Origin of the sequence: Luteimonas suaedae (assembly GCF_008312895.1) — a bacterium.
Lineage (GTDB): Bacteria > Pseudomonadota > Gammaproteobacteria > Xanthomonadales > Xanthomonadaceae > Luteimonas > Luteimonas suaedae.
Genome location: NZ_VSSP01000002.1, coordinates 82,630 through 104,816, shown reverse-complemented (window position 1 = coordinate 104,816; position 22,187 = coordinate 82,630). Strand labels below are relative to the sequence as shown.

At 69.4% G+C, this 22,187-nt stretch carries 19 protein-coding genes; 14 read left to right on the top strand and 5 right to left on the bottom strand.

The features are described from left to right. The first annotated feature begins 82 nt into the window (after nt 1-82). The 7 genes from FXO19_RS04620 to secF all read left to right on the top strand — a co-directional run bounded on the left by FXO19_RS04620 (nt 83) and on the right by secF (nt 8,744). Nucleotides 83-1,150 carry a Fe(3+) ABC transporter substrate-binding protein gene (locus FXO19_RS04620; RefSeq protein WP_149193920.1) on the top strand — a complete coding sequence of 356 codons (1,068 nt, stop codon included), beginning with the start codon at nt 83-85 and terminating at the stop codon, nt 1,148-1,150. Nucleotides 1,151-1,192: 42 nt separating this feature from the next. Beyond that, nucleotides 1,193-2,863, top strand: coding sequence for an ABC transporter permease (locus FXO19_RS04615; protein WP_223115425.1), 1,671 nt, complete (start codon nt 1,193-1,195; stop codon nt 2,861-2,863). Further along, the gene (locus tag FXO19_RS04610) at nt 2,860-3,873 is read left to right on the top strand and encodes an ABC transporter ATP-binding protein (protein ID WP_187775628.1); all 1,014 of its coding nucleotides are present in this window, start codon (nt 2,860-2,862) and stop codon (nt 3,871-3,873) included. The genes FXO19_RS04615 and FXO19_RS04610 overlap by 4 nt, the downstream gene beginning before the upstream one ends. A 224-nt stretch (nt 3,874-4,097) precedes the next feature. Next, the gene (tgt, locus tag FXO19_RS04605; RefSeq protein ID WP_149193919.1) at nt 4,098-5,213 is read left to right on the top strand and encodes a tRNA guanosine(34) transglycosylase Tgt; all 1,116 of its coding nucleotides are present in this window, start codon (nt 4,098-4,100) and stop codon (nt 5,211-5,213) included. Nucleotides 5,214-5,501: 288 nt separating this feature from the next. Next, nucleotides 5,502-5,840, top strand: a complete 339-nt coding sequence (gene yajC, locus FXO19_RS04600) for a preprotein translocase subunit YajC (RefSeq protein WP_149193918.1) — start codon at nt 5,502-5,504, stop codon at nt 5,838-5,840. A gap of 62 nt (nt 5,841-5,902) precedes the next feature. Then, the gene (gene secD / locus FXO19_RS04595; protein ID WP_149193917.1) at nt 5,903-7,762 is read left to right on the top strand and encodes a protein translocase subunit SecD; all 1,860 of its coding nucleotides are present in this window, start codon (nt 5,903-5,905) and stop codon (nt 7,760-7,762) included. Nucleotides 7,763-7,778: 16 nt separating this feature from the next. After that, entirely contained in the window at nt 7,779-8,744 is a 966-nt protein-coding gene (gene secF, locus FXO19_RS04590; RefSeq protein WP_149193916.1) for a protein translocase subunit SecF, read from the top strand. A gap of 123 nt (nt 8,745-8,867) precedes the next feature. On the opposite strand, the gene FXO19_RS04585 is transcribed toward secF, so the two are convergent. Next, complete coding sequence (locus tag FXO19_RS04585; protein WP_149193915.1) at nt 8,868-9,698, bottom strand: inositol monophosphatase family protein; 831 nt, start codon at nt 9,696-9,698, stop codon at nt 8,868-8,870. An 88-nt stretch (nt 9,699-9,786) separates the two neighbouring features. On the opposite strand from FXO19_RS04585, the gene FXO19_RS04580 reads away from it, so the two are divergent. The 3 genes from FXO19_RS04580 to FXO19_RS04570 all read left to right on the top strand — a co-directional run bounded on the left by FXO19_RS04580 (nt 9,787) and on the right by FXO19_RS04570 (nt 13,663). Beyond that, nucleotides 9,787-10,545 carry an RNA methyltransferase gene (locus FXO19_RS04580; RefSeq protein WP_149193914.1) on the top strand — a complete coding sequence of 253 codons (759 nt, stop codon included), beginning with the start codon at nt 9,787-9,789 and terminating at the stop codon, nt 10,543-10,545. A 128-nt stretch (nt 10,546-10,673) separates the two neighbouring features. After that, nucleotides 10,674-11,552 (top strand): phosphate/phosphite/phosphonate ABC transporter substrate-binding protein, encoded by an 879-nt coding sequence (locus FXO19_RS04575; protein ID WP_149194187.1) that lies wholly within the window; start codon nt 10,674-10,676, stop codon nt 11,550-11,552. Beyond that, nucleotides 11,549-13,663 carry a putative bifunctional diguanylate cyclase/phosphodiesterase gene (locus FXO19_RS04570; RefSeq protein WP_149193913.1) on the top strand — a complete coding sequence of 705 codons (2,115 nt, stop codon included), beginning with the start codon at nt 11,549-11,551 and terminating at the stop codon, nt 13,661-13,663. The genes FXO19_RS04575 and FXO19_RS04570 overlap by 4 nt, the downstream gene beginning before the upstream one ends. Before the next feature lie 64 nt (nt 13,664-13,727). Here the strand turns inward: FXO19_RS04570 and FXO19_RS04565 are convergent, their stop codons facing one another. Beyond that, on the bottom strand, nt 13,728-14,414 hold the full coding sequence (locus FXO19_RS04565) for an exopolysaccharide biosynthesis protein (RefSeq protein ID WP_255516293.1): 687 nt from the start codon (nt 14,412-14,414) through the stop codon (nt 13,728-13,730). After that, nucleotides 14,401-15,705, bottom strand: coding sequence for a hemolysin family protein (locus tag FXO19_RS04560; RefSeq protein WP_149193912.1), 1,305 nt, complete (start codon nt 15,703-15,705; stop codon nt 14,401-14,403). The genes FXO19_RS04565 and FXO19_RS04560 overlap by 14 nt, the downstream gene beginning before the upstream one ends. A 274-nt stretch (nt 15,706-15,979) precedes the next feature. Here FXO19_RS04560 and FXO19_RS04555 point away from each other — a divergent pair, with 274 nt between their 5' ends. Both FXO19_RS04555 and FXO19_RS04550 read left to right on the top strand, forming a co-directional pair. Beyond that, nucleotides 15,980-16,606 carry a DUF47 domain-containing protein gene (locus tag FXO19_RS04555; protein ID WP_149193911.1) on the top strand — a complete coding sequence of 209 codons (627 nt, stop codon included), beginning with the start codon at nt 15,980-15,982 and terminating at the stop codon, nt 16,604-16,606. 282 nt (nt 16,607-16,888) lie between these two features. Continuing rightward, nucleotides 16,889-18,016: an inorganic phosphate transporter gene (locus FXO19_RS04550; protein WP_149193910.1), complete on the top strand. Its 1,128-nt coding sequence runs from the start codon at nt 16,889-16,891 to the stop codon at nt 18,014-18,016. A gap of 75 nt (nt 18,017-18,091) precedes the next feature. Here the strand turns inward: FXO19_RS04550 and FXO19_RS04545 are convergent, their stop codons facing one another. Next, complete coding sequence (locus FXO19_RS04545) at nt 18,092-18,502, bottom strand: hypothetical protein (protein WP_149193909.1); 411 nt, start codon at nt 18,500-18,502, stop codon at nt 18,092-18,094. 52 nt (nt 18,503-18,554) lie between these two features. On the opposite strand from FXO19_RS04545, the gene FXO19_RS04540 reads away from it, so the two are divergent. Beyond that, on the top strand, nt 18,555-18,890 hold the full coding sequence (locus FXO19_RS04540; RefSeq protein WP_149193908.1) for an MGMT family protein: 336 nt from the start codon (nt 18,555-18,557) through the stop codon (nt 18,888-18,890). A gap of 101 nt (nt 18,891-18,991) precedes the next feature. After that, nucleotides 18,992-19,639, top strand: a complete 648-nt coding sequence (locus tag FXO19_RS04535) for a rhomboid family intramembrane serine protease (protein WP_149193907.1) — start codon at nt 18,992-18,994, stop codon at nt 19,637-19,639. A 303-nt stretch (nt 19,640-19,942) separates the two neighbouring features. On the opposite strand, the gene FXO19_RS04530 is transcribed toward FXO19_RS04535, so the two are convergent. Further along, a complete protein-coding gene (locus FXO19_RS04530; RefSeq protein WP_149193906.1) occupies nt 19,943-21,949 on the bottom strand; it encodes a M13 family metallopeptidase in 2,007 nt (668 codons plus the stop codon). Nucleotides 21,950-22,187 lie beyond the last annotated feature (238 nt).

Below are 22,187 nucleotides of genomic sequence, written 5' to 3'. Positions count from 1 at the left end.
CCAGGGCCGGTCGAACCGAATCCACTTCCAGGAGATGCTCCCCATGCGTTCCGATCGTTCCGTCATCCATCCGCGACCTGCCATGCCCCTGTTCGCCGCCGCCTGCGCCGGCCTGTTGCTGGCCGCGTGCAGCCAGCAGGCGCCGCCGACTGCCGACCCGGCCGCGGAGACGCCCGCGGCCCCTGTCGCCGGCGGCGAGGTCAATCTCTACACCACGCGCGAACCGGGCCTGATCCAGCCGCTACTGGACGCCTTCAGCGACGACACCGGCGTCGAGGTCAACACCGTGTTCCTGAAGGACGGGCTGCTCGAGCGCCTCGGCGCCGAGGGCGCGCGTTCGCCCGCCGACGTGCTGATGACAGTCGATACCGGCAACCTGCTCGACGTGGTCGAGGCCGGCCATACGCAGCCGGTGCAGTCGCCGACGCTGGAGGCGGCGATCCCGGCGCACCTGCGCGGCGGCGACGGCCAGTGGTTCACGCTGTCGCTGCGCGATCGCGTGCTGTACGCCGACAAGGACCTCGCGCTCGACGGCTTCGCCTACGAGGACCTGGCCGATCCGCAGTGGAAGGGCCGGGTGTGCATCCGCTCCGGCCAGCACCCGTACAACACCAGCCTGTTCGCGGCGATGATCGCGCACAACGGCGTCGAGGCCACCGAACGCTGGCTGCGCGGGGTCAAGGCCAACCTGGCACGCAAGGCCGCCGGCGGCGACCGCGATGTCGCCCGCGACATCCTCGCCGGCATCTGCGACATCGGCATCGCCAACGCCTACTACGTCGGCCGGATGAAGAACGCCGAGGAAGGCTCGGAGCAGCGCCAGTGGGGCGATGCGATCCAGGTGATCCGGCCGGTGTTCGCCGGCGCCGAGGACGGCGGCACCCACGTCAACATCAGCGGCGCGGCCGTGGCCCGCCACGCGCCCAACCGCGACAACGCGGTGAAGCTGATGGAATACCTGGTCTCGGACGAGGCGCAGAGCCTGTACGCGAAGGCGAACTACGAATATCCGGTGAAGGCGGGGGTGGAGCTCGACCCGGTGGTCGCCGGCTTCGGCGAGATGAAGATCGATCCGTTGCCGCTGACCGAAGTCGCCCGATACCGCAGGCAGGCCAGCGAGCTGGCCGACAAGGTCGGCTTTGACGACTGAGACCGGCACTCCGGGCCCGGGCGTGGCGCGACGGCAGCGCCGGTGACGCCAAACCGGGCCGACCCGTGGCAGTTCGCGGCGGCGGCGATCGCCGCCATGGTGCTGCTGCCGCTGCTGGCGCTGGCCTGGACGGCGGCGCAGGGCAGCGACGGCCTGTGGTCGCACATCGCCGTGCACGTGCTGCCGCGGGCCTCGGTGAACACGCTGCTGCTGCTGACGGGCGTCGGCGTGCTGGTGACGGCGATCGGCACCGGCAGCGCCTGGCTGGTCACCGCGTATGCGTTTCCGGGGTCGCGCGTCCTGGCCTGGGCGCTGCTGCTGCCGCTGGCGGTGCCGACCTACATCGTCGCCTTCGCCTACCTCGACCTGCTGCATCCGCTGGGGCCGGTGCAGGGCGCGGTGCGCGCGCTGCTGGGCTACGACGGTCCGCGCGATTTCCGGCTGCCGGACATCCGCTCGCTGGCGGGCGCCGTACTGCTGCTGGGCTTCGTGCTCTATCCCTACGTGTATCTCACCACGCGCGCGATGTTCATGACCCAGGCGGGCAGCCTGCTGGAGGCGGCGCGCTCGCTCGGCGCCGGCCGCGCGGCGCTGTTCCTGCGGGTCGCGCTGCCGCTGGCGCGGCCGGCGATCGCGATCGGCGCGGCGCTGGCGCTGCTGGAGACGCTCAACGACATCGGCGCCTCCGAGTTCCTCGGCGTGCGCACGCTGACGGTGTCGATCTACACCACTTGGGTCACCCGCAGCGACCTGCCCGGCGCGGCGCAGATCGCGCTGGCGATGCTGGCGATCGTGGTGGCGGTGATCGCGCTGGAGCGCTACGGCCGTCGTCGCCAACGCTACGCCGCCACCCAGCGGCCGCGGCCGCCGCAGCCGCTGCGGTTGCGCGGCGTCGGTGCCGCGGTCGCGCTGTTGCTGGGACTGCTGCCGGTGCTGGTCGGTTTCCTGGTGCCGGCGGCCTATTTGCTGTGGAAGACGCTGGAACGCCTGCGCTACGGCGGCGTATCACGCCAGCTCGTCGAAAGCGCCTGGAACACCGTGTACGTGGCGCTGCTCGCGACCGCGGTCACCCTGATCGCGGGCCTGGTCGTGGCCTGGGCCCTGCGGCTGGCGCAGGCGCGGCGGCGTCCGCGCATGGCCGCGGCGAGCCTGCGCATCGCCAGCCTCGGCTACGCGATTCCCGGCACGGTCCTGGCGATCGGCCTGCTGACGCCGCTGGCCTGGTTCGACGACGTCGGCAACGGCCTGCTGCAGGCGTTCGGCGGTGCGCCGCGGATGCTGCTGATGGGATCCACGACGGCGCTGGTGCTCGCCTATCTGCTGCGCTTCCTGGCGATCTCCGCCGGCGGGATCGAGGCCGGGCTGACGCGGATCCCGGTCTCGCTCGAGCAGGCGGCCGCGGGGCTCGGCCACGGCGCCGCCGCCACGCTGTGGCGGGTGCACCTGCCGCTGCTGCGCCCGGCAGTGGCCGCGGCCGCGTTGCTGGTATTCGTCGATACCATGAAGGAGCTGCCGGCGACGCTGCTGCTGCGGCCGCTGAATTTCGAGACCCTGGCGACCTGGCTCTACGGCGAGGCCGCGCGCGGCACCTACGAGGAGGGCGCGGTGGCGGCGCTGCTGATCGTGCTGGTGGGGCTGCTGCCGGTGATCCTGCTGGCGCGCGCCGGCCTGCGCTACGGGCAGGGCCCCGACCTGCAGGAACGTTTGCCATGAACGCACCGATGAGGATCGACCCTTTGCTGCAGCTCGAGCGGATCCGCGTCGGCTATCCGGCCAGCGGAGGGCTGCACGTGGTCGTCAACGATCTCTCGCTGGCATTGCGTGCCGGCGAGATCGGCTGCCTGCTGGGTGCGTCCGGCTGCGGCAAGACCACCGTGCTGCGCGCGATCGCGGGCTTCGAGCCGCTGCGCGCGGGCCGTATCGCACTGCTGGGCGAGGCGATCGCTACGGCGACGACGGCACTGCCGCCGGAGCATCGCCGGGTCGGGATGATGTTCCAGGACTACGCGTTGTTCCCGCACCTGGACGTCGCCGCGAACGTCGGCTTTGGCCTGCTCCGCATGCCGCGTTCCGCGCGCCGGGCCCGGGTGGAGGCGATGCTGGCCCTGGTCGGGCTGCGGGACTGCGCCGAGGTCTATCCGCACGAACTTTCCGGCGGCCAGCAGCAGCGAGTCGCGCTGGCGCGTGCGCTGGCGCCGGAACCGGCCCTGCTGCTGCTCGACGAGCCGTTCTCCAACCTCGACATCGACACCCGCCAGCGCCTAGCCGGCGAGTTGCGCGCGCTGCTCAAGGCCACCGGCACCACCGTGCTGCTGGTGACCCACGACCAGGCCGAGGCGTTCGCCATTGCCGATCGCATCGGCGTGATGGAGCGGGGCCGCATCGTGCAGTGGGACGATGCCGAGGCGCTCTACCGGCGCCCGGCGGATCGTTTCATCGCCGATTTCATCGGCCGCGGCACGCTGGTGCCGGGCGCCGCGCTTGGCCTGGCGGATGACGTGGAAGCGCTGCTGCGGCCGGAATGCCTGCACCACGATCCGGAGGGCCCGATCCGGGCGACGCTGGTCGAGGTCGGTTTCCGCGGGCCGGGCTACGTCGGCAGCGTGCGATTGGCCACGGGTGAACTGGTCGAGATCGACCTGCCGGAAGGGGCGCCGCGGCAGCCCGGGGAGGTGCTGGCGCTGCGGCTGGTCGAACATCGACTGGTGACATTCCCGCGCTGACGCCGCCGTAGGAGCGCGCCATGCGCGCGATGCCGCGGGCGCATCGCCGCCCGCGGATCTTGGTGGCCGGCGCGTCTGCCGGTCCGGAATCGCCGCATCCACCGGATCCTGCCGGCACCCGCGGCATCGCGCGCATGGCGCGCTCCTACGAAAATGCCGGTCCCGAAGCGCTGCCATTGCGCGCGCGATCCGCGACAATGGCCGGCCGTTCCAGACACGTCCCCATGTCCCGACTGCAATTCCAGCTGCTCGCCAGCGACGGCGCCGCGCGCCGCGGCCGCCTGACATTCCCCCGCGGCACGGTGGAGACGCCGGCGTTCATGCCGGTCGGCACCTACGGCACGGTCAAGGGCATGCTGCCCGCGCAGGTGCGCGCGACCGGCGCCGAGATCATCCTCGGCAACACCTTCCACCTGTACCTGCGGCCGGGGCTGGAGGTGATCGAGGCGCACGGTGGGCTGCACGGGTTCGGGCGCTGGGACGGTCCGATCCTGACCGATTCCGGCGGTTTCCAGGTGTTCTCGCTGGCGCACCGGCGCAAGATCACCGAGGCCGGCGTCACTTTCCAGGCGCCGACCGACGGCAGCACGGTGTTCCTGGGGCCGGAAGAGAGCATGCGCATCCAGAAGACGCTCGATGCGGACATCGTGATGATCTTCGACGAGTGCACGCCCTATCCGGCCGAGGAAGCGGTCGCGCGCACGTCGATGGAGCTCAGCCTGCGCTGGGCCGAGCGCTCGAAACGCGCGCACGAGGGCAACGACGCGGCGCTGTTCGGCATCGTCCAGGGCGGCGTGCACCATGACCTGCGCACGCGCTCGGCGGCACAGCTGCGGGCGATCGGTTTCGACGGCTACGCCATCGGCGGCCTCGCCGTGGGCGAGCCGGAGGCGGAGCGCAACGCCATGCTCGAGCACACCTGCCCGCAGCTGCCCGAGGACCGGCCGCGCTACCTGATGGGCGTCGGCCGGCCCGAGGACCTGGTGGAGTCGGTGGCGCGCGGGGTCGACATGTTCGACTGCGTGATGCCGACCCGCAACGCGCGCAACGGGCACTTCTTCACCTCGACCGGCACGGTGCGCATCCGCAACGCGAAATACGAGAACGACCTGCGCCCGATCGACGAGGCCTGCGATTGCCCGGCCTGCAGCGGCGGCTTCAGCCGCGCCTACCTGCGCCACCTGGACCGCTGCAACGAGATGCTCGGCCCGATCCTGGGCACCCTGCACAACCTCCGGCACTACCAGCGGTTGATGGCCGACCTGCGCGCGGCGATCGCGGCGGGAACCTTCGCGGCCTTCCGCGAGTCCTTCTACGCGGCGCGAGGCGGCGGCCGGTAGCGTTGTGCCGGGCGGCCCACGGGTCGCCGGCAATCGGCGAGCCGCCCGCACCGTCATCCCGGCGCGAGCCGGGCTCCATTGGCGCGTCGGGGCGATAGCGGCCTGGCGTGTGACTGGCCTGCCTAGCGCCGGCCCTGTCTCGCCGCGGCGTCGAGGTCTGCCTGGTGCGGCTCGTCATCGGCACCGCCCGTGGCGATGGCCTGATCTCACCGCACACGGAGATGTCTGCATGGCGCGGCGGCCGCGTGCCATAATTGCCCGCTGTTTTTTCCATTGACGGACCCACCGATGAATCTGCTGGACTTCCTGATTGCTCCCGCCCACGCCGCCGCAGGCGCCGCGGGCGGCCCGAGCCTGCTCTCCACCCTGATGTTCCCGCTGATCCTGATCGCGATCATGTACTTCCTGCTGATCCGTCCGCAGATGAAGCGCGCCAAGGAGCACAAGGCGATGCTGGAAAAACTGTCGGTCGGCGACGAGGTCATCGCCGGCGGCGGCATCGCCGGCACCGTGCGCGCGATCGGCGACAGCTTCGTCACCGTGGAAATCGCCGACCGTGTCGAGATCCGCGTGCAGAAGGGCGCCGTCGGCACCGTGCTACCCAAGGGCACGCTCAAGTCGGCCTGATCGCCTCTTCCGCTCTTTCTCTCTAGGCGCCGGTCGGTCGACCCCGCGCGCAGGGCTTCGCAATGCTCGAGTTTCCCCGCTGGAAGTACGTTCTCATCCTGGCCGTGGTGTTGGTCAGCGCGCTGTTCGCGCTGCCCAACATCTATCCGCAGGACCCCTCGGTGCAGATCACGGCGCAGCGCGGCGCCGTCGTCGACGCCGCAATGCGGCAAACCGTCGACGACGTGCTGCAGCAGGCGGATGTTGCGCCCAAGGCGATCGACGTCGACGGCGACACCCTGCTGGTGCGGCTGTCCGACCTGGAGGCGCAGACCCGCGCCTCTGATGCCCTGCGCTCGGAACTGGGGGAGAACTACGTCGTCGCGCTCAACCTCGCCTCGACGGTACCGGACTGGTTGGGCTCGTTCGGCGCCAAGCCGATGCTGCTGGGCCTGGACCTGCAAGGCGGCGTGCATTTCCTGCTGCAGGTGGATCAGCAGGCGGCGCTGGACAAGCGCGTCGAAGCCTACGCCGAGGAGGCGCGCGCCACGCTGCGCGAGAACCGCATCCGCTACCAGTCGGTCGAGCGCCGCGGCGACGGCAGCATCCTCGCGGTGCTGGCGCCGGACGCCGACGCCGAGCGCGCGCTGTCGCTGCTGGCGGCGGCGCAGCCGATGCTCAACCGCGATCTCGCTGACAACCGGATCGTCATCCGCCTGCCGCAGGCCGAGGTCGACCAGATCTCGGCCGACGCCATCGAGCAGAACATCACCACCTTGCGCAACCGCATCGACGAGATCGGCGTCTCCGAGCCGGTGATCCAGCGCCAGGGCGACGACCGCGTGGTCGTGCAGCTGCCGGGCGTGCAGGACACCGCCGAGGCCAAGCGCATGATCGGCGCCACCGCGACGCTGGAATACCGCGCGGTGATCGAGGGCGATGCCTACGCTGCGCAGGAAAGCGGCGTGGTGCCGGCGGGCGGCAAGATCTACCACCATCGCCGTACCGGCCCCGACGGCAAGCCGATCCCGTACATCCTCAGCCGCCGCGTGATCGCCTCCGGCGAGGAGATGGTGACCGCGCAGTCGACTTACGACCAGGACGGCCTGCCGGCGGTCAGCGTCACCCTCAACGCCGCTGCCGGCAAGCGCATGTTCGACTTCACCAGCGCCAGTGTCGGCAAGCCGATGGCGGTGGTCTACATCGAGCGGATCCCGCAGGTGCGGACGGTCGACGGCGAGGAGGTGCGCAGCTTCCGCGTGAGTGAGGAGATCATCTCCGTCGCCAACATCAACGGCGTGTTCGGCCGCCAGTTCCAGACCACCGGCCTGGAGAAGCAGGAGGCGGACGATCTCGCCCGGCAGCTGCGTTCCGGCTCGCTGGCGGCGCCGATGGACTTCATCGGCGAGGGCATCGTCGGGCCCAGCCTGGGCCAGGAGAACGTGGAGCGCGGCGTGACCGCGGTGCTGTTCGCGTTCCTGTTCACCCTGGTGTTCTTCATGGCCTACTACCGCATGTTTGGCCTGATCACCTGCGCGGCGCTGCTGCTGAACCTGCTGATCGTCGCCGCGGTGTTGTCGATCTTCGGCGCCACCATGACCCTGCCTGGTTTCGCCGGCCTGGCGCTGTCGATCGGCTTGTCGGTCGACGCCAACGTGCTGATCAACGAACGCATACGCGAGGAACTGCGCAACGGCATGCCGCCGAAGGCGGCGATCGCGACCGGCTACGACAAGGCCGCGAGTTCGATCGTCGACGCCAACATCACCGGTGTGCTGGCGGGCGTGGCGCTGTACGCGTTCGGCACCGGTCCGCTGCGCGGCTTCGCGATGACCCTGGTGGTCGGCATCCTGGCGTCGATGTTCACCGCGCTCACCGTGACCCGCGGCATCGCCACGCTGATCTACGCGCGCCGCAAGAAGCTCAAGTCGCTGGCCGTCTGACGGGAGGACACACCCTATGAAAATTTTCCCGCTGACGCTGATTCCCAGCGACACCAATTTCGATTTCATGCGTATCCGCTGGGTGACGCTGGTGCTCGGGCTGCTGGTGTTTGCCACCGCCGCCGGCGCGGTGGCCGTCAAGGGTTTCAATTTCGCCCTGGACTTCACCGGCGGCACCGCGCTCACGCTGCGCTTCGAGCAGCCGGCGGACGTCGACGCGGTGCGTGCGCGGATGGCCGAGATCGGGCACGAGAACGCCCAGGTGCAGACCTTCGGCAGCGGCACCGACCTGCTGGTGCGGATGCGCGCGGAGGAAGGGCAGGACACCGTCGACGATAGCGAGCAGCTCGCCCGCGACGTGCAGGAGGCGGTCACGACGCCGGAGAACCCCGCCCATATCCTCGACCGCGAGTCGATCGGCTCGCAAGTCAGCGCCGAGCTGGCGGAGAAGGCGACCGAGGCGGTGCTGTTCGTGCTGGTCGGATTCCTGATCTACATCGGCTTCCGCTTCGAATGGAAGTTCGCGGTGGTGGCGTCGTTGACGACGCTGTTTGACGTCGGCGTGGTGGCGGGGTACTTCGCGCTCAGCGGGCGCGAGTTCGACCTGACCGTGCTCGCCGGCCTGCTGGCGGTGATGGGCTTCTCGATCAACGATACGATCGTGGTGTTCGACCGCGTGCGCGAGAATTTCCGCGCCATGCGGGCCGATCCCCATGAGATCTTCAACCGCTCGATCAACCAGACCCTGTCGCGCACCATCATCACCTCGGCGGTGTTCTTCCTGTCGGTGCTGGCGCTGTACCTGTACGGCGGCGGCTCGCTGGAAGGCCTGGCGCTGACGCAGATGATCGGCGTGGTGGTCGGCACCCTGTCGTCGATCCTGATCGCCTGCCCGCTGTTGACGGTCGGCTTCCTCAGGGTCACCAAGCAGGACCTGTTGCCGAAGGCCAAGGACGAGGCGGCGCTGGCTCGGAGGCCGTGATTGGTGATTCGTGATTCGTGATTGGCAAGAGCGGAGTCCGAAACCTTCGGAACCCCAGAAAAGGAAGGGCCGCGCACTGCGCGGCCCTTCTGCTTTTACCGATCACGAATCACGAATCACCAATCAACCAAACGCCCGCGCGTAGCCCGACGCGGCGATGGCCTTCTGCAACGGCTCGGTGATGCGCACGTTGCCGGCGATCACCTGCCGGTCGGCGGTGCCGCGGGCGTCCATCGGGCCGAGCGCGGCGCCGCGGAAGTCGCTGACGCGGCCGCCGGCCTCGCGCACCAGCAGCACGCCGGCGGCGATGTCCCAGGGTTTGACCCCGGCCTCGAAGTAGGCGTCGACGCGTCCGCAGGCGGTGTAGGCCAGGTCGAGCGCGGCCGAGCCGGCGCGGCGCACGTCCTCGGCCTCGCGCAGCAGCTCGCGGATGCATTCGAGTTGCGCGCCGGCACGTTCGCGCTCGCGCGGCGCGAAGCCGGTGGCGATCATGGCGCCGTGCAGTTCCTTGCGCTCGCCGACGCGGATGCGGCGCTCGTTGAGCTGCGCGCCGCCACCGCGGGTGGCGGTGAACAGCTCGTTGCGCAGCGGATCGAAGATCACCCCGTGCAGCGGCTCGCCGTTCTCCACCAGCGCGATCGAGACGCACCAGTGCGGAAAGCCGCGCAGGTAGTTGCTGGTGCCGTCGAGCGGATCGATGACCCAGGTGTAGCGACTGGCGCCGCGGTTGCCCTTCTGCGCGCCGCCTTCCTCGCCGAGGACGGCGTAATCGGGGTTGGCGCGGCGCAGCTCCTTGATCACCTCCGCCTCGGCCAGGCCGTCGACCTCGCTGGCGTAGTCCATCCGGTCCTTCTCGACCACGTTGAGCGCGTCGAGCCGGTGCATGTGCCGGAGCAGCACGTTGCCGCCGGCGCGGGCCGCCTTGACCATGACATTGACGGCTGGTTGTAGCATCGCGGACGGGCTCCGGGCGCAGGAAGGATCGACGGGGACAAAGAACGGTCCGGCGCAAAGACCGGGCGCGCAGTTTACCATCCGCACCATGGATTCCGCCGCACGCACCGCCGAACGCATCCGCATCGTCCTGGTCGGGACCCAGCATCCGGGCAACATCGGCGCGGCGGCGCGCGCGATGAAGACGATGGGGCTGTCGCGGCTGACGCTGGTGGCGCCGCAGAGATTCCCGCACGCGGACGCCGAGGCGATGGCCGCCGGTGCCGCTGACCTGCTCGCGCAGGCGGAACGTTTCGATGACCTGGCCGCAGCGGTCGCCGACTGTCGGCTGGTGCTGGGATGCACCGCCCGCGACCGCCGCATCGCGCTGGAGCAGCTGAGCCCGCGCCAGGCGGCGGCGCGCACCGTTGGCGCTGGCGCCGGGAGCGAAGTCGCGCTGGTGTTCGGCCGCGAGCGCACCGGCCTGGAGAACGAAGAGCTGCAGCTGTGCCACGCCGCGGTCTACATCCCCGCCAACCCCGACTACAGCTCGCTCAACCTGGCGGCGGCGGTGCAGGTGCTCGCCTACGAGGTGCGCCTGGCGCTGCTGGAGGCCTTGCCGGGCCCAGTGCCGGCGCGCGACCAGCCGTCGGCGAGCCATGCCGAACTGGAGGGTTTCTTCACCCAGCTCGCCGACACCCTCGACGCGATCGACTTCCACAAGGGGCGTACTCCGGAGACGGCGATGCACAAGCTGCGCCGGTTGTTCCTGCGCGCCGACCTCGATGCGCGCGAGGTGCGGCTGCTGCGCGGCGTGCTCGCCGATGCGCAAAGGATGGCGCGCTTGGTGGCGGGCAGGCGGGAGTGATTCTCGTCCTTGTCCGCCGTCTGTCGCGCGGCGGACATTTCGGCTAGTCTCGCGTGGCCCGCCATCCAGGTGATTCCCGCTTGACCGCACCCGTTCGCCTGCTGTGCCGCGTGTTGTGCGGGTTGTCGATGACCGTTGCCGTTGCGTTGCCGGCCGTGGGCAACGACCGTCAGGTGCTGGTGCTGGGCCGGATCACCGACGATCCCGCCGTGCACTACGAACAGCTCAAGCCACTGCTCGACTACGTGGTGCCACGGATGGCGGGCGTCGGCATCCGCGAAGGGCGCATCCTGATGGCGCGCGATCCGCAGCAGATGATGAGCTACCTGCGGCGCGGCCGCGTCGACTGGGTGACCGAAACCTCCGCCAGCGCGATGCTGTTGCAGCAACGTGCCGGCGCGACACCGCTGTTGCTGACCGAACGCACCGGCGTCAGCCGTTATCGCACGGTGTTTTTCGCCCGCCGCGACAGCGGCATCGAATCGCTGGACATGCTCGGCGGGCGCAGTGTCGCCTTCCAGAATCGCGCATCCACCAGCGCCTACTTCGTGCCGGCGATGGAGCTGCTCGAGCGCGGCTTGTCGTTGGAGATCCTGCTCTCGCCGATGGACCGGCCACCGGCCGAGTCGGTCGGTTACCTGTTCGCCCGCTCCGAGGCCAACATCTCCACCTGGGTGCACAAGCGCCTGGTCGATGCCGGCGCGATGAGCAACCTCGACTGGAACAATCCGGGCGCGATGCCGCCCGTGTATCGCCGCGATCTGCAGATCGTGCACGAGACGCCGGAGTACCCGCGCGCGCTGGAAATGGTGCGGGGCGATCTCGATCCGGCGATCCAGGCGCGCCTGCGCGAAGTACTGCTGCAGGCGGCCAGCGATCCCGACGCCTCCGAGGCGCTGCTCGGCTTTTTCCGGACCAGCCGCTTCCTGCCGCTGGACGACGCGGCGATGCAGGAGCTCGATTACCTGCGCCGGGCGGTGACACGCGTGAGCGCAGAGATCGAATGATGCGCTACGGCCTGTACGCCCGCTCGGTCACGGTCCTGCTGGCGGCGATGCTGGTCACCGTCGCGGTGGTGATATCGATCCTGCAGCGGCAGGGCGAAATGCGCGAGGAGATGCTGTCGCACAGCCGCGATTCCCTGCACCAGCTGGTGCAGGACCGGCTGCGCGAGTACGGCGAGGGCCAGACGCGGCGCCTCGCCACGAGCCTGGTCAACCCGCTGTACTACTTCGATCTCGATGCCATCGGCATCGCCATCGCCGATGTCCAGCGCCAGCCGAACATCGACTACGTGCTGGTCTACTCGGCCGCCGGCGACATCATCCACGACGGCTCGCGCGACATCGCCACCTATGGCCAGGCCATGGACGACGTGTTCGCCCACGACGCGGTCTCGACCGAGAGCGTGCGGGTCCAGAGCGACGGCCGCGTGCTCGATGTGGCGGCGCCGATCTACATCGGCGAGGAGCGGCTGGGCGGGGTGCGCATCGGCTATTCGCTCGATGCGGTGCGTGCGGACGAGGACAACGCGAGCGCCGCGCTGCGCCGCTCCCTGCATGAGATCAGCCAGCGCCATCTGCAATGGGTGATCTGGCTGCTGGCGGCGCTGGTCGCGCTCGGAATCGCGATGAGCCTGATCGTGCAGCGAACCCTGGTGCGCCCGATCCGGCAGCTGGCCGATGCCGCGCGCGAGATCGAGGCCGGGAACTACGGCGCCGAGGTGCCGGCGAGCCGGCGCAACGACGAGGTCGGCGAGCTGATGCGCGGCTTCCGGCGCATGGGGGAGAGCATCGCCCGCCACGACCGCGACATCCGCCGCATGGCCTACAACGACCCCCTGACCGGGCTCGCCAACCGGCTCGCGTTCCGCGAGATCCTGGATGCACGGATGCTGCAGTCGCAGGGCGCGGCGCGGCGGCTGGCGTTGCTGTTCGCGGACGTCGACGACTTCAAGCGCATCAACGACACCCTCGGCCACGACGTCGGCGACGAGGTGCTGGTGCAGTTCGGCGGCCGGATCAGCGACATCGTGGACCGCTACGGCGGCGATGGTGCGTTGCTGGCGCGCTTCGGCGGCGACGAATTCGTGATCCTGCTCGAGAGCACGGACGACATCCGCGAGATGTCCAGCCGCCTGGCGGGGCTGCTGGTGGACGAGTTGCGGCGCCCGATCCTGGTGGAGGGGCGGCAGGTGTTCCTGGGCGTCTCGGTCGGGGTGACGCTGTTCCCGGAAGACGCCTCGGGCGCCACCATGCTGATGAAGAACGGCGACATCGCCATGTACCAGGCCAAGGTGGCGGGCAAGGGCTGCTATCGGTTCTACAGCCGGGCGATGGACCAGGCGGTGGAGCGCCGGGTGCGCATGGAGCAGGACCTGCGCGGCGCCTGGGAGCGCGGCGAGCTGAGCCTGGTCTACCAGCCGGTATTCCGCGTCGCCGACAACCGGCTGGTCGGCGCCGAGGCGCTGCTGCGCTGGCGCCACCCGACCCAGGGCATGGTCGCGCCGTCGGTGTTCATCGACGTGGCCGAGCAGAGCGGCTTGATCGAAACCATCGGCCCGTCGGTGCTGCGCGCGGCCTGCCGGGACGCCATGCAGTGGCAGCGTGACTTTGGCGGCGCCGATCTGTTCGTGGCGGTGAACGTGTCGCCGCGGCAGCTGCGTACCGGCGACCTGGCGCGCCAGGTGGAGGACGTGCTGCGTGAGACCGCGATGGCGCCCGAGCGCCTGCACATCGAGCTCACCGAAACCGCGGTGATCGGCGACGAACTGCGCATCAGCAGCCTGCTGGCGCGGCTGCGCGAGTCCGGGGTGAAGGTGTGGCTGGACGACTTCGGCACCGGATTCTCCGGCCTGAGCCACCTGCGCCGGGTGCCGATCGACGGCGTCAAGATCGACCGCAGCTTCATCGCCGACGTGCTGCGCGATCCGGACGACCTGGCGCTCACCACCGCGATCATCGCCATGGCGCATTCGCTGGGCATCACGGTGGTGGCGGAGGGCGTGGAGCAGGAAGGCCAGTTCGACGTGCTGCGCGAGCGCGGCTGCGATCTCGCCCAGGGCTACTGGCTCGGGCACCCGATGAGCGTGCAGGAGCTGGCGCAGCTGATCGTCTGACGAAGATTTCGCTTCAGCTGCATGGGTGCTTTCTCGACCATACCGACTATCCGGCGGATCGATCTCAGAACAATGCGTCGATCCACTGCATCGCGGTGGTTGCCAGCGCGCCACTGAGCACGCCGAATACCGCGATCGCGGCGATCCCCGCCGTCCACGCCACCAGCATCAGCACGCCGTCGCGTTCCAGCAAGGCCAGGGCGTAGAGCAGCATCAGACCGCCGAACAGGTAGTTGGTGAACGGGATCGGCAATGCCAGCAGCACCCCAAGTACCACCAGCAGCACGCCGGTGAGCAGGATCGCGACGCGCTGGTCGAGCAGGATCGTCAGCCGTGGCTTGATCAGGTGTTCGAGACGGATGAGCCAGGGTTCGACCTTGCGTTCGAAACGCAGCAGCGTGTGCCGGCGCGGACCGCGGCGGGCGATCCATTGCGGCAGCCATGGGCGGCGCAGGCCGAGCAGCAGCTGCAGGCCGATCAGGATCGTCAGCGGGCCGCTGATCGCGCCACCGATCGGGATCGGGATGAAGGCCGGCAGCGCGGCGATGAGCAGCAGCATGCCGAACATGCGCTTGCCGAGGCCGGAGAGCAGGATCCGCAGGGTCAGGACGTCGTCCGGGTCGCCGACGGCATACGCGGCGAGCAGGGCGCGGATGCCGGCTTCCCGGGGGCCGCGGCGGCGATGCCGGCGACCGTCTGCTTCGGCGTCGCCCGCCCGGTGCCGCGGCGGGGGCGTGTCACTCGGCATCATCGACCGGTTCGGGCAGGCGCTGCAGCAGCAGCTTGTCGATGCGCGGCCCGTCGAGGTCGACGACTTCGATCCGCCAGCCGTTCCAGCGGAAGGATTCGCCGGTATCGGGGATGCGACCGAAGTGGGCGATGACCATGCCGGCGGCGGTGTGGTAGTCGTGCGCCTCCTCGTCCGGCAGGGCGCCGCCGCCGAGCAGTTCGCGCACGCCGTCGGCGGTCAGGGCGCCGTCGACCAGCCACGAGCCGTCCTCGCGCACGGTCACCAGCGGCGTGGATTCGGCGCCTTCGCCGCTCTGGGTGCGGCCGATCACCGCCTCCAGCAGGTCGTGCACCGTGACCAGGCCGGTGACGTCGCCGTATTCGTCGACCACCAGCGCCAGTGACTGCTGTTCCTCGCGGAAGATCTCCAGCAGCTTGAGCGCCGGGGTGGACTCGGAGACGAACAGGGCCTCGCGCAGGTACTTGAACAGGTCGAACTCGGTTTCGTCGATGCGGTCGAGCAGCGACTTGACCTCCAGCACCCCGACCACGTCGGCGTCGTTGCCGCGCAGCACCGGGTAGCGCGAGAACGGGGTTTGTCGCATCGCCGCCAGGTTCTCGGCGAAGCTCTCGTTGGCGTCGAGCCAGGCGATGCGCGTGCGCGGCGTCATCAGGCTTTCGGTGCTGCGGTCGCCCAGCCGCAGCACGCGGTTCATCATGTTGCGTTCCTCGACGTCGATCACGCCCTGCTCGTGGCTCTCGCTCACCAGCAAGCGGATTTCCTCTTCGGAGACGTGCGCGGCCTGGGTGTTGTTGAGCCGCAGCAGCCGCAAGGCGCCGCGCACGCTGGCGCTGAGCAGCCAGACTGCCGGCGTGGCGATCCGCGAAATCACGTGCATCGGCAGCGCCACCGTCGCCGCGAGCCGCTCCGGCGCCAGCAGTGCCAGGCGCTTGGGCAGCAGTTCGCCCAGCACGATGGTCAGGTAGGTGATCAGCCCGACCGCAAGCACCACGCCGACGGTGTCCGCGTAGTCCGACAGTGCCGGAATGCCTTCCGCCAGGCGCGCGCCGATCGAGGCGCCGATCGCCTGGCCGCCGAGCATGCCGGTGAGGATGCCGATCAGGGTGATGCCGACCTGCACCGTGGACAGGAAGCGCTCCGGGTGCTCGGCCAGTTCCAGCGCCTTGCGTGCGCCGCGGCTGGTGGCCGCCTGCTTGAGCCGCGCCTTGCGCGAGGTCACCACCGACATCTCCGACAACGCGAAGAAGGCGTTGCAGACGATCAGCACCAGGACGATCAGGAATTCCAGCATCGTCGGAATTCCTGGGTCGGGTCGGGGCGGAAGCGGGCCGGAGCGCTGTCGGGGCGGGGCGGTAGGCGGGGCGGCGGTCTTGGGTCGTCAGCCATCGGCATCGGGGCGCGGCAGCGCGGAAGGGAATCATAGCAGCCGGCGTGAACGGGCCGTGCAGGCCGGGCGGGCGCGGCGCCGGCGGTGGCCGGACGGGTGGGCATTGCCGTCATCAAACCGTCATAATCCGCATCCGGAAGCTCCGGCGGCCTGCCGGGGGCATCGACAAGGGCCACGCATGCTCTCCCTGCAAACCATCTTCGGCCGCGGCAACCAGTTCTACAACCTGCTGGAAGAAGCCGCCGTGGCCGCGCACGACGCCGCCCGGGCCCTGCACGCGATGCTGCGCGAATCCGACCGCCAGCCGGCGCTGGACGCCTTCCGCCTGGCGCGGATGCGCGAGCGCGAGGTCTCCAACCAGATCAGCCAGGAGCTGGTGGACAGCTTCATCACCCCGATCGAGCGCGAGGACATCGAGGCGCTGGCATCGGCGCTGTACAAGATCCCCAAGCAGATCGAGAAGTTCGCCGACCGCTATTCGCTGGCGATACAGCACCTGGAGCACATCGATTTCGCCCCGCGCGCGGCGATGCTCGAGCAGGCCGCCGGGGTCGTGGTGAAGATGGTCCGCGACCTGCGCAAGATGAAGCTGGAGCCGATGAAGGCGCTCAGCGACGAGTTGCGCACCATCGAGACCGAGGCCGACCGGCTGATGCTGGAGCTCTACGGCGACATCTATTCCGGCAAGCTCGATCCGCTGCAGATGTTCCTGCTCAAGGAGTTCTTCGAGATCCTGGAGAAGGCGATCGACCGTTGCCGCGGCGCCGGCGTGGTCGCGTACGAAATCGTGCTGAAGAATTCGTAATGACTCTCTTTCGAGCTTCTGGATCCCGGGCTCCGGAGTGGCGGGCATCCGCTGCGCGGATGCCCTTGCGTCATTCCTCCACAACCCCCGCCTCGCCGCTGCGCGGCGAGGCCGCCCCTCTTAACTTAAGGGGGGCTATGGGATGCTGATCGTCGCGCTGACGGATGGCTGTTTGCCGGCACCGAAGAAAAGGGCATCGGCTGCGCCGATGCCTTTGCGTCATTCCTCCCCAACCCCGGTCTCGCCGCGGTGCGGCGGGACCGCCCCCTTGAGGGGCCATGGATGCTGACCCTGGTCCTGATCGTGGTGTTCACCGCGCTGGTGTTCGAATACATCAACGGCTTCCACGACACCGCCAATTCGATCGCCACCGTGGTCGCCACCAAGGTGCTCTCGCCGATGCAGGCGGTGGGCATGGCCGCGGTCATGAACCTGATCGGTGCGCTGGCCGGCACCGCGGTCGCCAAGACCATCGCCTCCGGGCTGATCGACGCCGGGGTGGTCGACGTCGGGTCGCAGCTGATCCTGTGCGCGCTGATCGGCGCCATCGTCTGGAACCTGATCACCTGGTGGTGGGGCCTGCCGTCGTCGTCCTCGCATGCGCTGATCGGCGGCCTGCTCGGCGCCGCACTGGCCGCGGCGTCGATGAATTTCGACGTGGTGATCTGGTCGCAGCCGGCCGAGCCGGTGTGGCAGAGCGCCGGGGTGCTGTGGAAGGTGATCGTGCCGATGGTCAGCTCGCCGGTGCTCGGCTTCATGGCCGGCTTCCTGATGATGGGGGTGCTGTTCTTTGCGATCGCGATGATGGCGCGCTCGGGCGGCTGGCTGGCGCGGATCGCGCGGCCGCGCTGGGTCAACGCGTTCTTCGGCAAGAGCCAGATCGTCAGCGCCGCGAGCATGGGTTTCGCCCATGGCATGAACGATGCACAGAAGACCATGGGCATCATCGCCCTGACCCTGATCAGCGCCGAGGCGGCGGGCACGATGGACAGCCTGCCGGCGTTGCTGGCTTTTCTTCACCCGTCCGAGGCGGCGCTGGCCGAGGGCGACATCGACCTGTGGATCAAGGTGACCTGCGCCCTGGTGATGGCGGCGGGCACTGCCGCGGGCGGCTGGCGGATCATCAAGACCCTGGGCCACAAGCTGGTCAAGCTGCACCCGATCCACGGTTTCGCCGCCGAGACCAGCGCGGCGTCGGTGATCCTGGCGGCGTCCTCGCTCGGCATCCCGGTCTCGACCACGCACAACATCTCCTCGGCGATCATGGGCGTGGGCACCGCCAAGCGCCTGAACGCGATCAAGTGGAGCGTGGTGCACAAGATGATCTGGGCGTGGATCCTGACCATCCCGATGTCGGGCGGGATCGCCTATGGCCTGTTCCGGCTGTTCCAGGCGATGGGCTGGGCGTAGGAGCGAGGAACGAGTGAAGAGGAGTGAGAAACGAGAGAGGGCACCGCGCTCCTCTCTCGTTTCTCGTTTCTAGCTTCAAAGCAAATCGCCGTCGGCGGAGAGGGCGCGCTCCAGGCGGTCGCCCATGCCGCCGATCTCGAGTACCAGGCGGCCCAGCTCGGCGGCGTCGAGGGCGGCGTAGGGGCGGTTCTCGCACAGCTGCAGGTAGGGCACGCCGTCGAGGTCGCCGACGGCGAGATAGCCGACCCGGCTCTCCCAGTTGAAGACCAGCGCGCGTCGCGCATCGACGCCGGTGATCGGCGCGATCACGGTGCTCGCGCGCAGGTACGCGCGGCCGTCGTCGTCCTGCAGTTCGGACAGGAAGATCGCCTGGTGGCGCCGGCCGTTGTCGAGCGAGAGTTCCACGCAGATCACGTACGGTTCCTGCATGGTGATGCGGAAGTCCGCGCTGCGGAGATGGCTGCGGATCTGCTCGAAATTCTGCATGCGTCGGACCTGATGATGCCTGGGGTGGATCGTGCCGCTATCCTAATCCCCCATGGACGAACTGTCTGCCGAAGCGCGGATCCTCGCCGCGATCCGCGCCATCCCGCGCGGGCAGGTGGCCGGCTATGGCGAGGTCGCGCGGCGCGCGGGACTGCCCGGGCGGGCGCGGCTGGTGGCGCGGATCCTGTCCGCGAACGCCGACGCCGCGCTGCCCTGGCATCGCGTGCTGCGCAGCGACGGCCGCATCGCGCTGCCGGAGAACAGCCGCGGCTGGCATGAACAGGTCCAGCGCCTGCGTGCGGAGGGCGTCCGGGTGGAGCAGGGCCGGGTACGCATGGCGAAGCCCGCCGCGAACCTGGATGCGGCGCTGTGGGGGCCGGAGCGCTGATGCGCGATTCGCCGGACGCTGCGTCCCGCGCGCGTGAAGCGCGGGATCACGGGCGTCCTTCGTGATCCCGGTATCATGGCGCGTCGCTCGAAGGAACCCGGATGTTCTCCAATCTGCCCCCCGTCACCAAGACGCTGCTGATCCTCAACGGCGTGATCTTCGTCCTGCAACTGGTCCTCGGCAACGCGCCGTTCTGGCCGTTCATGCTGTGGCCGCTCGGTGGCGCCGAGGTCGGCGGCATGAGCTTCCTGCCCTGGCAGCTGGTCACCTACGGGTTCCTGCATGGCGGCGGCTTCCACCTGATGTTCAACATGCTGGTGCTGCTGATGTTCGGCGCGCCGCTGGAGTACACGTGGGGGCAGAAGCGGTTCCTGACCTACTTCCTGGTCTGCGTGGTCGGTGCCGGGTTGTGCCAGCTGGTGGTGGTGTCGTGGGGGCTGGCGCAGGGCGGTGGCGCGTTCCCCACATTGGGGGCTTCCGGCGGCGTGTTCGGCGTGCTGCTGGCCTACGGCATGCTGTTCCCGCACCAGCGGGTGATGCTGCTGATCCCGCCGATCCCGATGAAGGCGCGCACGCTGGTGATCGTGCTGGGCGTGATCGAACTGGCGTTCGGCATCAGCGGCACGCGTTCGGGCGTCGCCCACTTCGCCCACCTGGGCGGCATGCTGTTCGGATGGCTGCTGATCCAGCAGTGGCGCGGACGGCCACCCTTCAGCCGGCGCTCGGGCAACAACGTCCGGCGGTTCTAGGTGGATCCGGCATCGGATGACCGGTGCCATTCCGGATTCAACATCCGGCCCCCAGCGACGAATGGCGCTTACTTGAGCACCGTCATTCCCGCGAAGGCGGGAATCCAAGGACGTTGATTTTCGACGGCATGACGTCCATGGATTCCCGCCTCCGCGGGAATGACGAGCTAAAGCGCCCGTACCGTCATCCCAGCGCAAGCTGGGATCCACTTTGCTTTTTCGCGACTTCCGAAACCAGGTCCCGGCTTGCGCCGGGATGACGAGCAAGGGCATACGCTCTTCCCGATTCCCGATTCCCCGCAGTCAGCGCCAGATCCGCACCTGCCCGTCCTCGGCGGCCTGCATCGCGGTGCCGGCCTTGCAGTCGAAGGCGGTGCCGAACGCCGGCAGGTTGACCAGCGGGCCGTTGGCGCGCCACTGGCCGGGCGCCTGCACGCTGCTGGCGGCCATGCGGCTGGCCACGTCCGGCGACATCTGCTGCCGCCACAGCTGCGCCCAGGCCTCGAAGAACGCCTGCGCGGATTCCTTGGGCAGGTCGGCATTGGCGGTGGTGAGTGCGTCCCACGCCAGTTCCACGCCGGCCAGGTCGGCGGCGTTCTCGTCGCGGGTCTGGGTGCCGTTGACCATCAGCGCGGTGGCGGCGGGATAGGCGTAGCCGCTGTACTGGCCGGACAGGCGGTTGGCGAGATCGGTCCAGGCGGCCTCGTCGCCGTCGTTCCACCAGGTGCGGACGTTGCCGGCGGCGTCGACCACGCGCCCGCGGATGTCGATGCTGCGGCCGAGCTCGTGCCCGACCAGCGCGCCATAGCTGCCGTAGTGCGCGGCGGCGTCCTTCGTCATGTCGAGCACCGGCGGCTGCAGCACCGCCGCGGACACGATCAGCCGGTTCTGGGCGATGTCGTACGCCAGCGCCGGCTGCTGCGGCAGCACGTCCCAGCGCTGGTCGGCGTTGCTCCGGCCGATGCGCCGCATCTCCTCGCGGTGGCGCCACGTGGACGCGATCAGCATGTTGCCGCCGAAACTGCCGCGCCCCATCGGCTGCACGCTGTAGTCGAGGTCGTGCCGGGGGGCGCCGATCTCGATCCGCAGCGTCTGGATCTTGTTGCGCGCCTCGGCCTTGGTCGGCTCGCTCATCCAGGCGCTGCGGTCGATGCCGCGCAGCAGCGCATCGCGGACCTCGGTGGCGATGGTGGTCGCGCGCAGGCGCGTGCCCTCCGGCAGATGCCTGGCCACGTATTCGCGGCCGAGCATCGGTCCCGCCGCCTTGTTGATCGCGTTCAGCACCTGCGTCTGCCGCGGCAGTGGCTCGGCCTGGCCGCGCAGCACGCGGCCGTGGAACGCGAACTCGGCCTCGCGGAAGGTCCCGGACAGGTAGGGCGCCATGGCGTTGCCGACGTGGAAACGCAGATAGGACTTCCACTGCGCCGGCTTCACGCTGCCGACGAGCTCGTCGAGCCGGGCGAACAGCTCCGGGTTGGCCATCGACACCGTTTCGGCCTCGATGCCGTTGGTCTCCAGGAATTCGTCCAGCTGCAGGCGCTTGTACTGCTTGTCGAAGCCGGCGGTCGGCACCGGCGCATAGTTGTTGCGCGGGTCGCGGGCGAGGGTGATCGCGCGCCAGTGCCGCGCGATCTCGGTCTCCAGGTCGATCACCGCGGCCGTCTCGGCGTCGAGCGCCTTCTCCTCGACCCCGGTCAGCGCCAGGATGCTGCGCACGTAGTCGCGATAGCGGTCGAGGATCGCCTTGGTATCGGCGTCGTCGCGGGTGTAGTACGCGGGGTCGGGCAGGGCGAGGCCGCCCTGGGTGAAATAACCGATGTGGCGCGTCAGGTCGGCCAGGTCGACATCGGCGTTGAAATTGAACACCACCGGGATGCCGACCTGGTGCAGTGCCGCGATCGCCGGCGGGATGTCGCGGGCGCGGCGGATGGCGTCGATGCGCGAGAGCAGTGGCGCGATCGGCTGCGCCCCGTCCGCCTCCACCGCGGCCTCGTCCAGGCCGCTGGCCCAGAAATCGCCGAGCAGCTGCTGCACATTGTTCTGCGGCGACTGCATCGCCGCGTCAAGCAGCGCGCGCTGCTGTTGCAGGGCCAACGCCTGCAGCTCGCCCAAGGCCGACACGCTGCCCGATCCCACGATCATGTTCGCGGTCAACCAGTCCTTGTTGACGAAGCTGTAGAAATCGGTACAGGCCGTGGGCCCGGGGGGCGTCTTGGCTGCGCCGCGGCGCTGGGCACCGGCATCAGTGGCGAACATCCCAATCGCCAGGCAGGCGGCCAGGGTGAGGGTGAGCGGTTTGGTGTTGGGCATCGCGGAATCCATCGAAACGATCGCGGGAGTCTAGCAAGCCCGGTCACGCTGAACGCGGCCGCCGCCACATAAAAGAAAGGTCCGGCCGGATGTCGGACCTTTCTTTCGGTGCCTGCGCGATGCCAGTCGCGGAAGCTCACCACCCGGTCACCGCCGCCGCGCCGCATCGGATCGCCCGCCTGCCGGTCCGTGATGACCATGCAGCCCGAAACGACAAAGGCCCGGCATCGCCGGGCCT

Excerpts from the sequence above, each read along its gene's own strand:
- FXO19_RS04570 (WP_149193913.1), top strand. The coding sequence starts at position 11,549 with ATGATGCGCTACGGCCTGTACGCCCGCTCGGTCACGGTCCTGCTGGCG.
- FXO19_RS04530 (WP_149193906.1), bottom strand. The coding sequence starts at position 21,949 with ATGCCCAACACCAAACCGCTCACCCTCACCCTGGCCGCCTGCCTGGCG.
- FXO19_RS04610 (WP_187775628.1), top strand. The coding sequence starts at position 2,860 with ATGAACGCACCGATGAGGATCGACCCTTTGCTGCAGCTCGAGCGGATC.
- FXO19_RS04560 (WP_149193912.1), bottom strand. The coding sequence starts at position 15,705 with ATGCTGGAATTCCTGATCGTCCTGGTGCTGATCGTCTGCAACGCCTTC.
- secF (WP_149193916.1), top strand. The coding sequence starts at position 7,779 with ATGAAAATTTTCCCGCTGACGCTGATTCCCAGCGACACCAATTTCGAT.
- FXO19_RS04545 (WP_149193909.1), bottom strand. The coding sequence starts at position 18,502 with ATGCAGAATTTCGAGCAGATCCGCAGCCATCTCCGCAGCGCGGACTTC.
- tgt (WP_149193919.1), top strand. The coding sequence starts at position 4,098 with ATGTCCCGACTGCAATTCCAGCTGCTCGCCAGCGACGGCGCCGCGCGC.
- FXO19_RS04575 (WP_149194187.1), top strand. The coding sequence starts at position 10,674 with ATGACCGTTGCCGTTGCGTTGCCGGCCGTGGGCAACGACCGTCAGGTG.
- FXO19_RS04535 (WP_149193907.1), top strand. The coding sequence starts at position 18,992 with ATGTTCTCCAATCTGCCCCCCGTCACCAAGACGCTGCTGATCCTCAAC.
- FXO19_RS04585 (WP_149193915.1), bottom strand. The coding sequence starts at position 9,698 with ATGCTACAACCAGCCGTCAATGTCATGGTCAAGGCGGCCCGCGCCGGC.
- FXO19_RS04550 (WP_149193910.1), top strand. The coding sequence starts at position 16,889 with ATGCTGACCCTGGTCCTGATCGTGGTGTTCACCGCGCTGGTGTTCGAA.
- secD (WP_149193917.1), top strand. The coding sequence starts at position 5,903 with ATGCTCGAGTTTCCCCGCTGGAAGTACGTTCTCATCCTGGCCGTGGTG.
- FXO19_RS04540 (WP_149193908.1), top strand. The coding sequence starts at position 18,555 with ATGGACGAACTGTCTGCCGAAGCGCGGATCCTCGCCGCGATCCGCGCC.
- FXO19_RS04620 (WP_149193920.1), top strand. The coding sequence starts at position 83 with ATGCCCCTGTTCGCCGCCGCCTGCGCCGGCCTGTTGCTGGCCGCGTGC.
- FXO19_RS04565 (WP_255516293.1), bottom strand. The coding sequence starts at position 14,414 with ATGATGCCGAGTGACACGCCCCCGCCGCGGCACCGGGCGGGCGACGCC.
- FXO19_RS04580 (WP_149193914.1), top strand. The coding sequence starts at position 9,787 with ATGGATTCCGCCGCACGCACCGCCGAACGCATCCGCATCGTCCTGGTC.
- FXO19_RS04555 (WP_149193911.1), top strand. The coding sequence starts at position 15,980 with ATGCTCTCCCTGCAAACCATCTTCGGCCGCGGCAACCAGTTCTACAAC.
- yajC (WP_149193918.1), top strand. The coding sequence starts at position 5,502 with ATGAATCTGCTGGACTTCCTGATTGCTCCCGCCCACGCCGCCGCAGGC.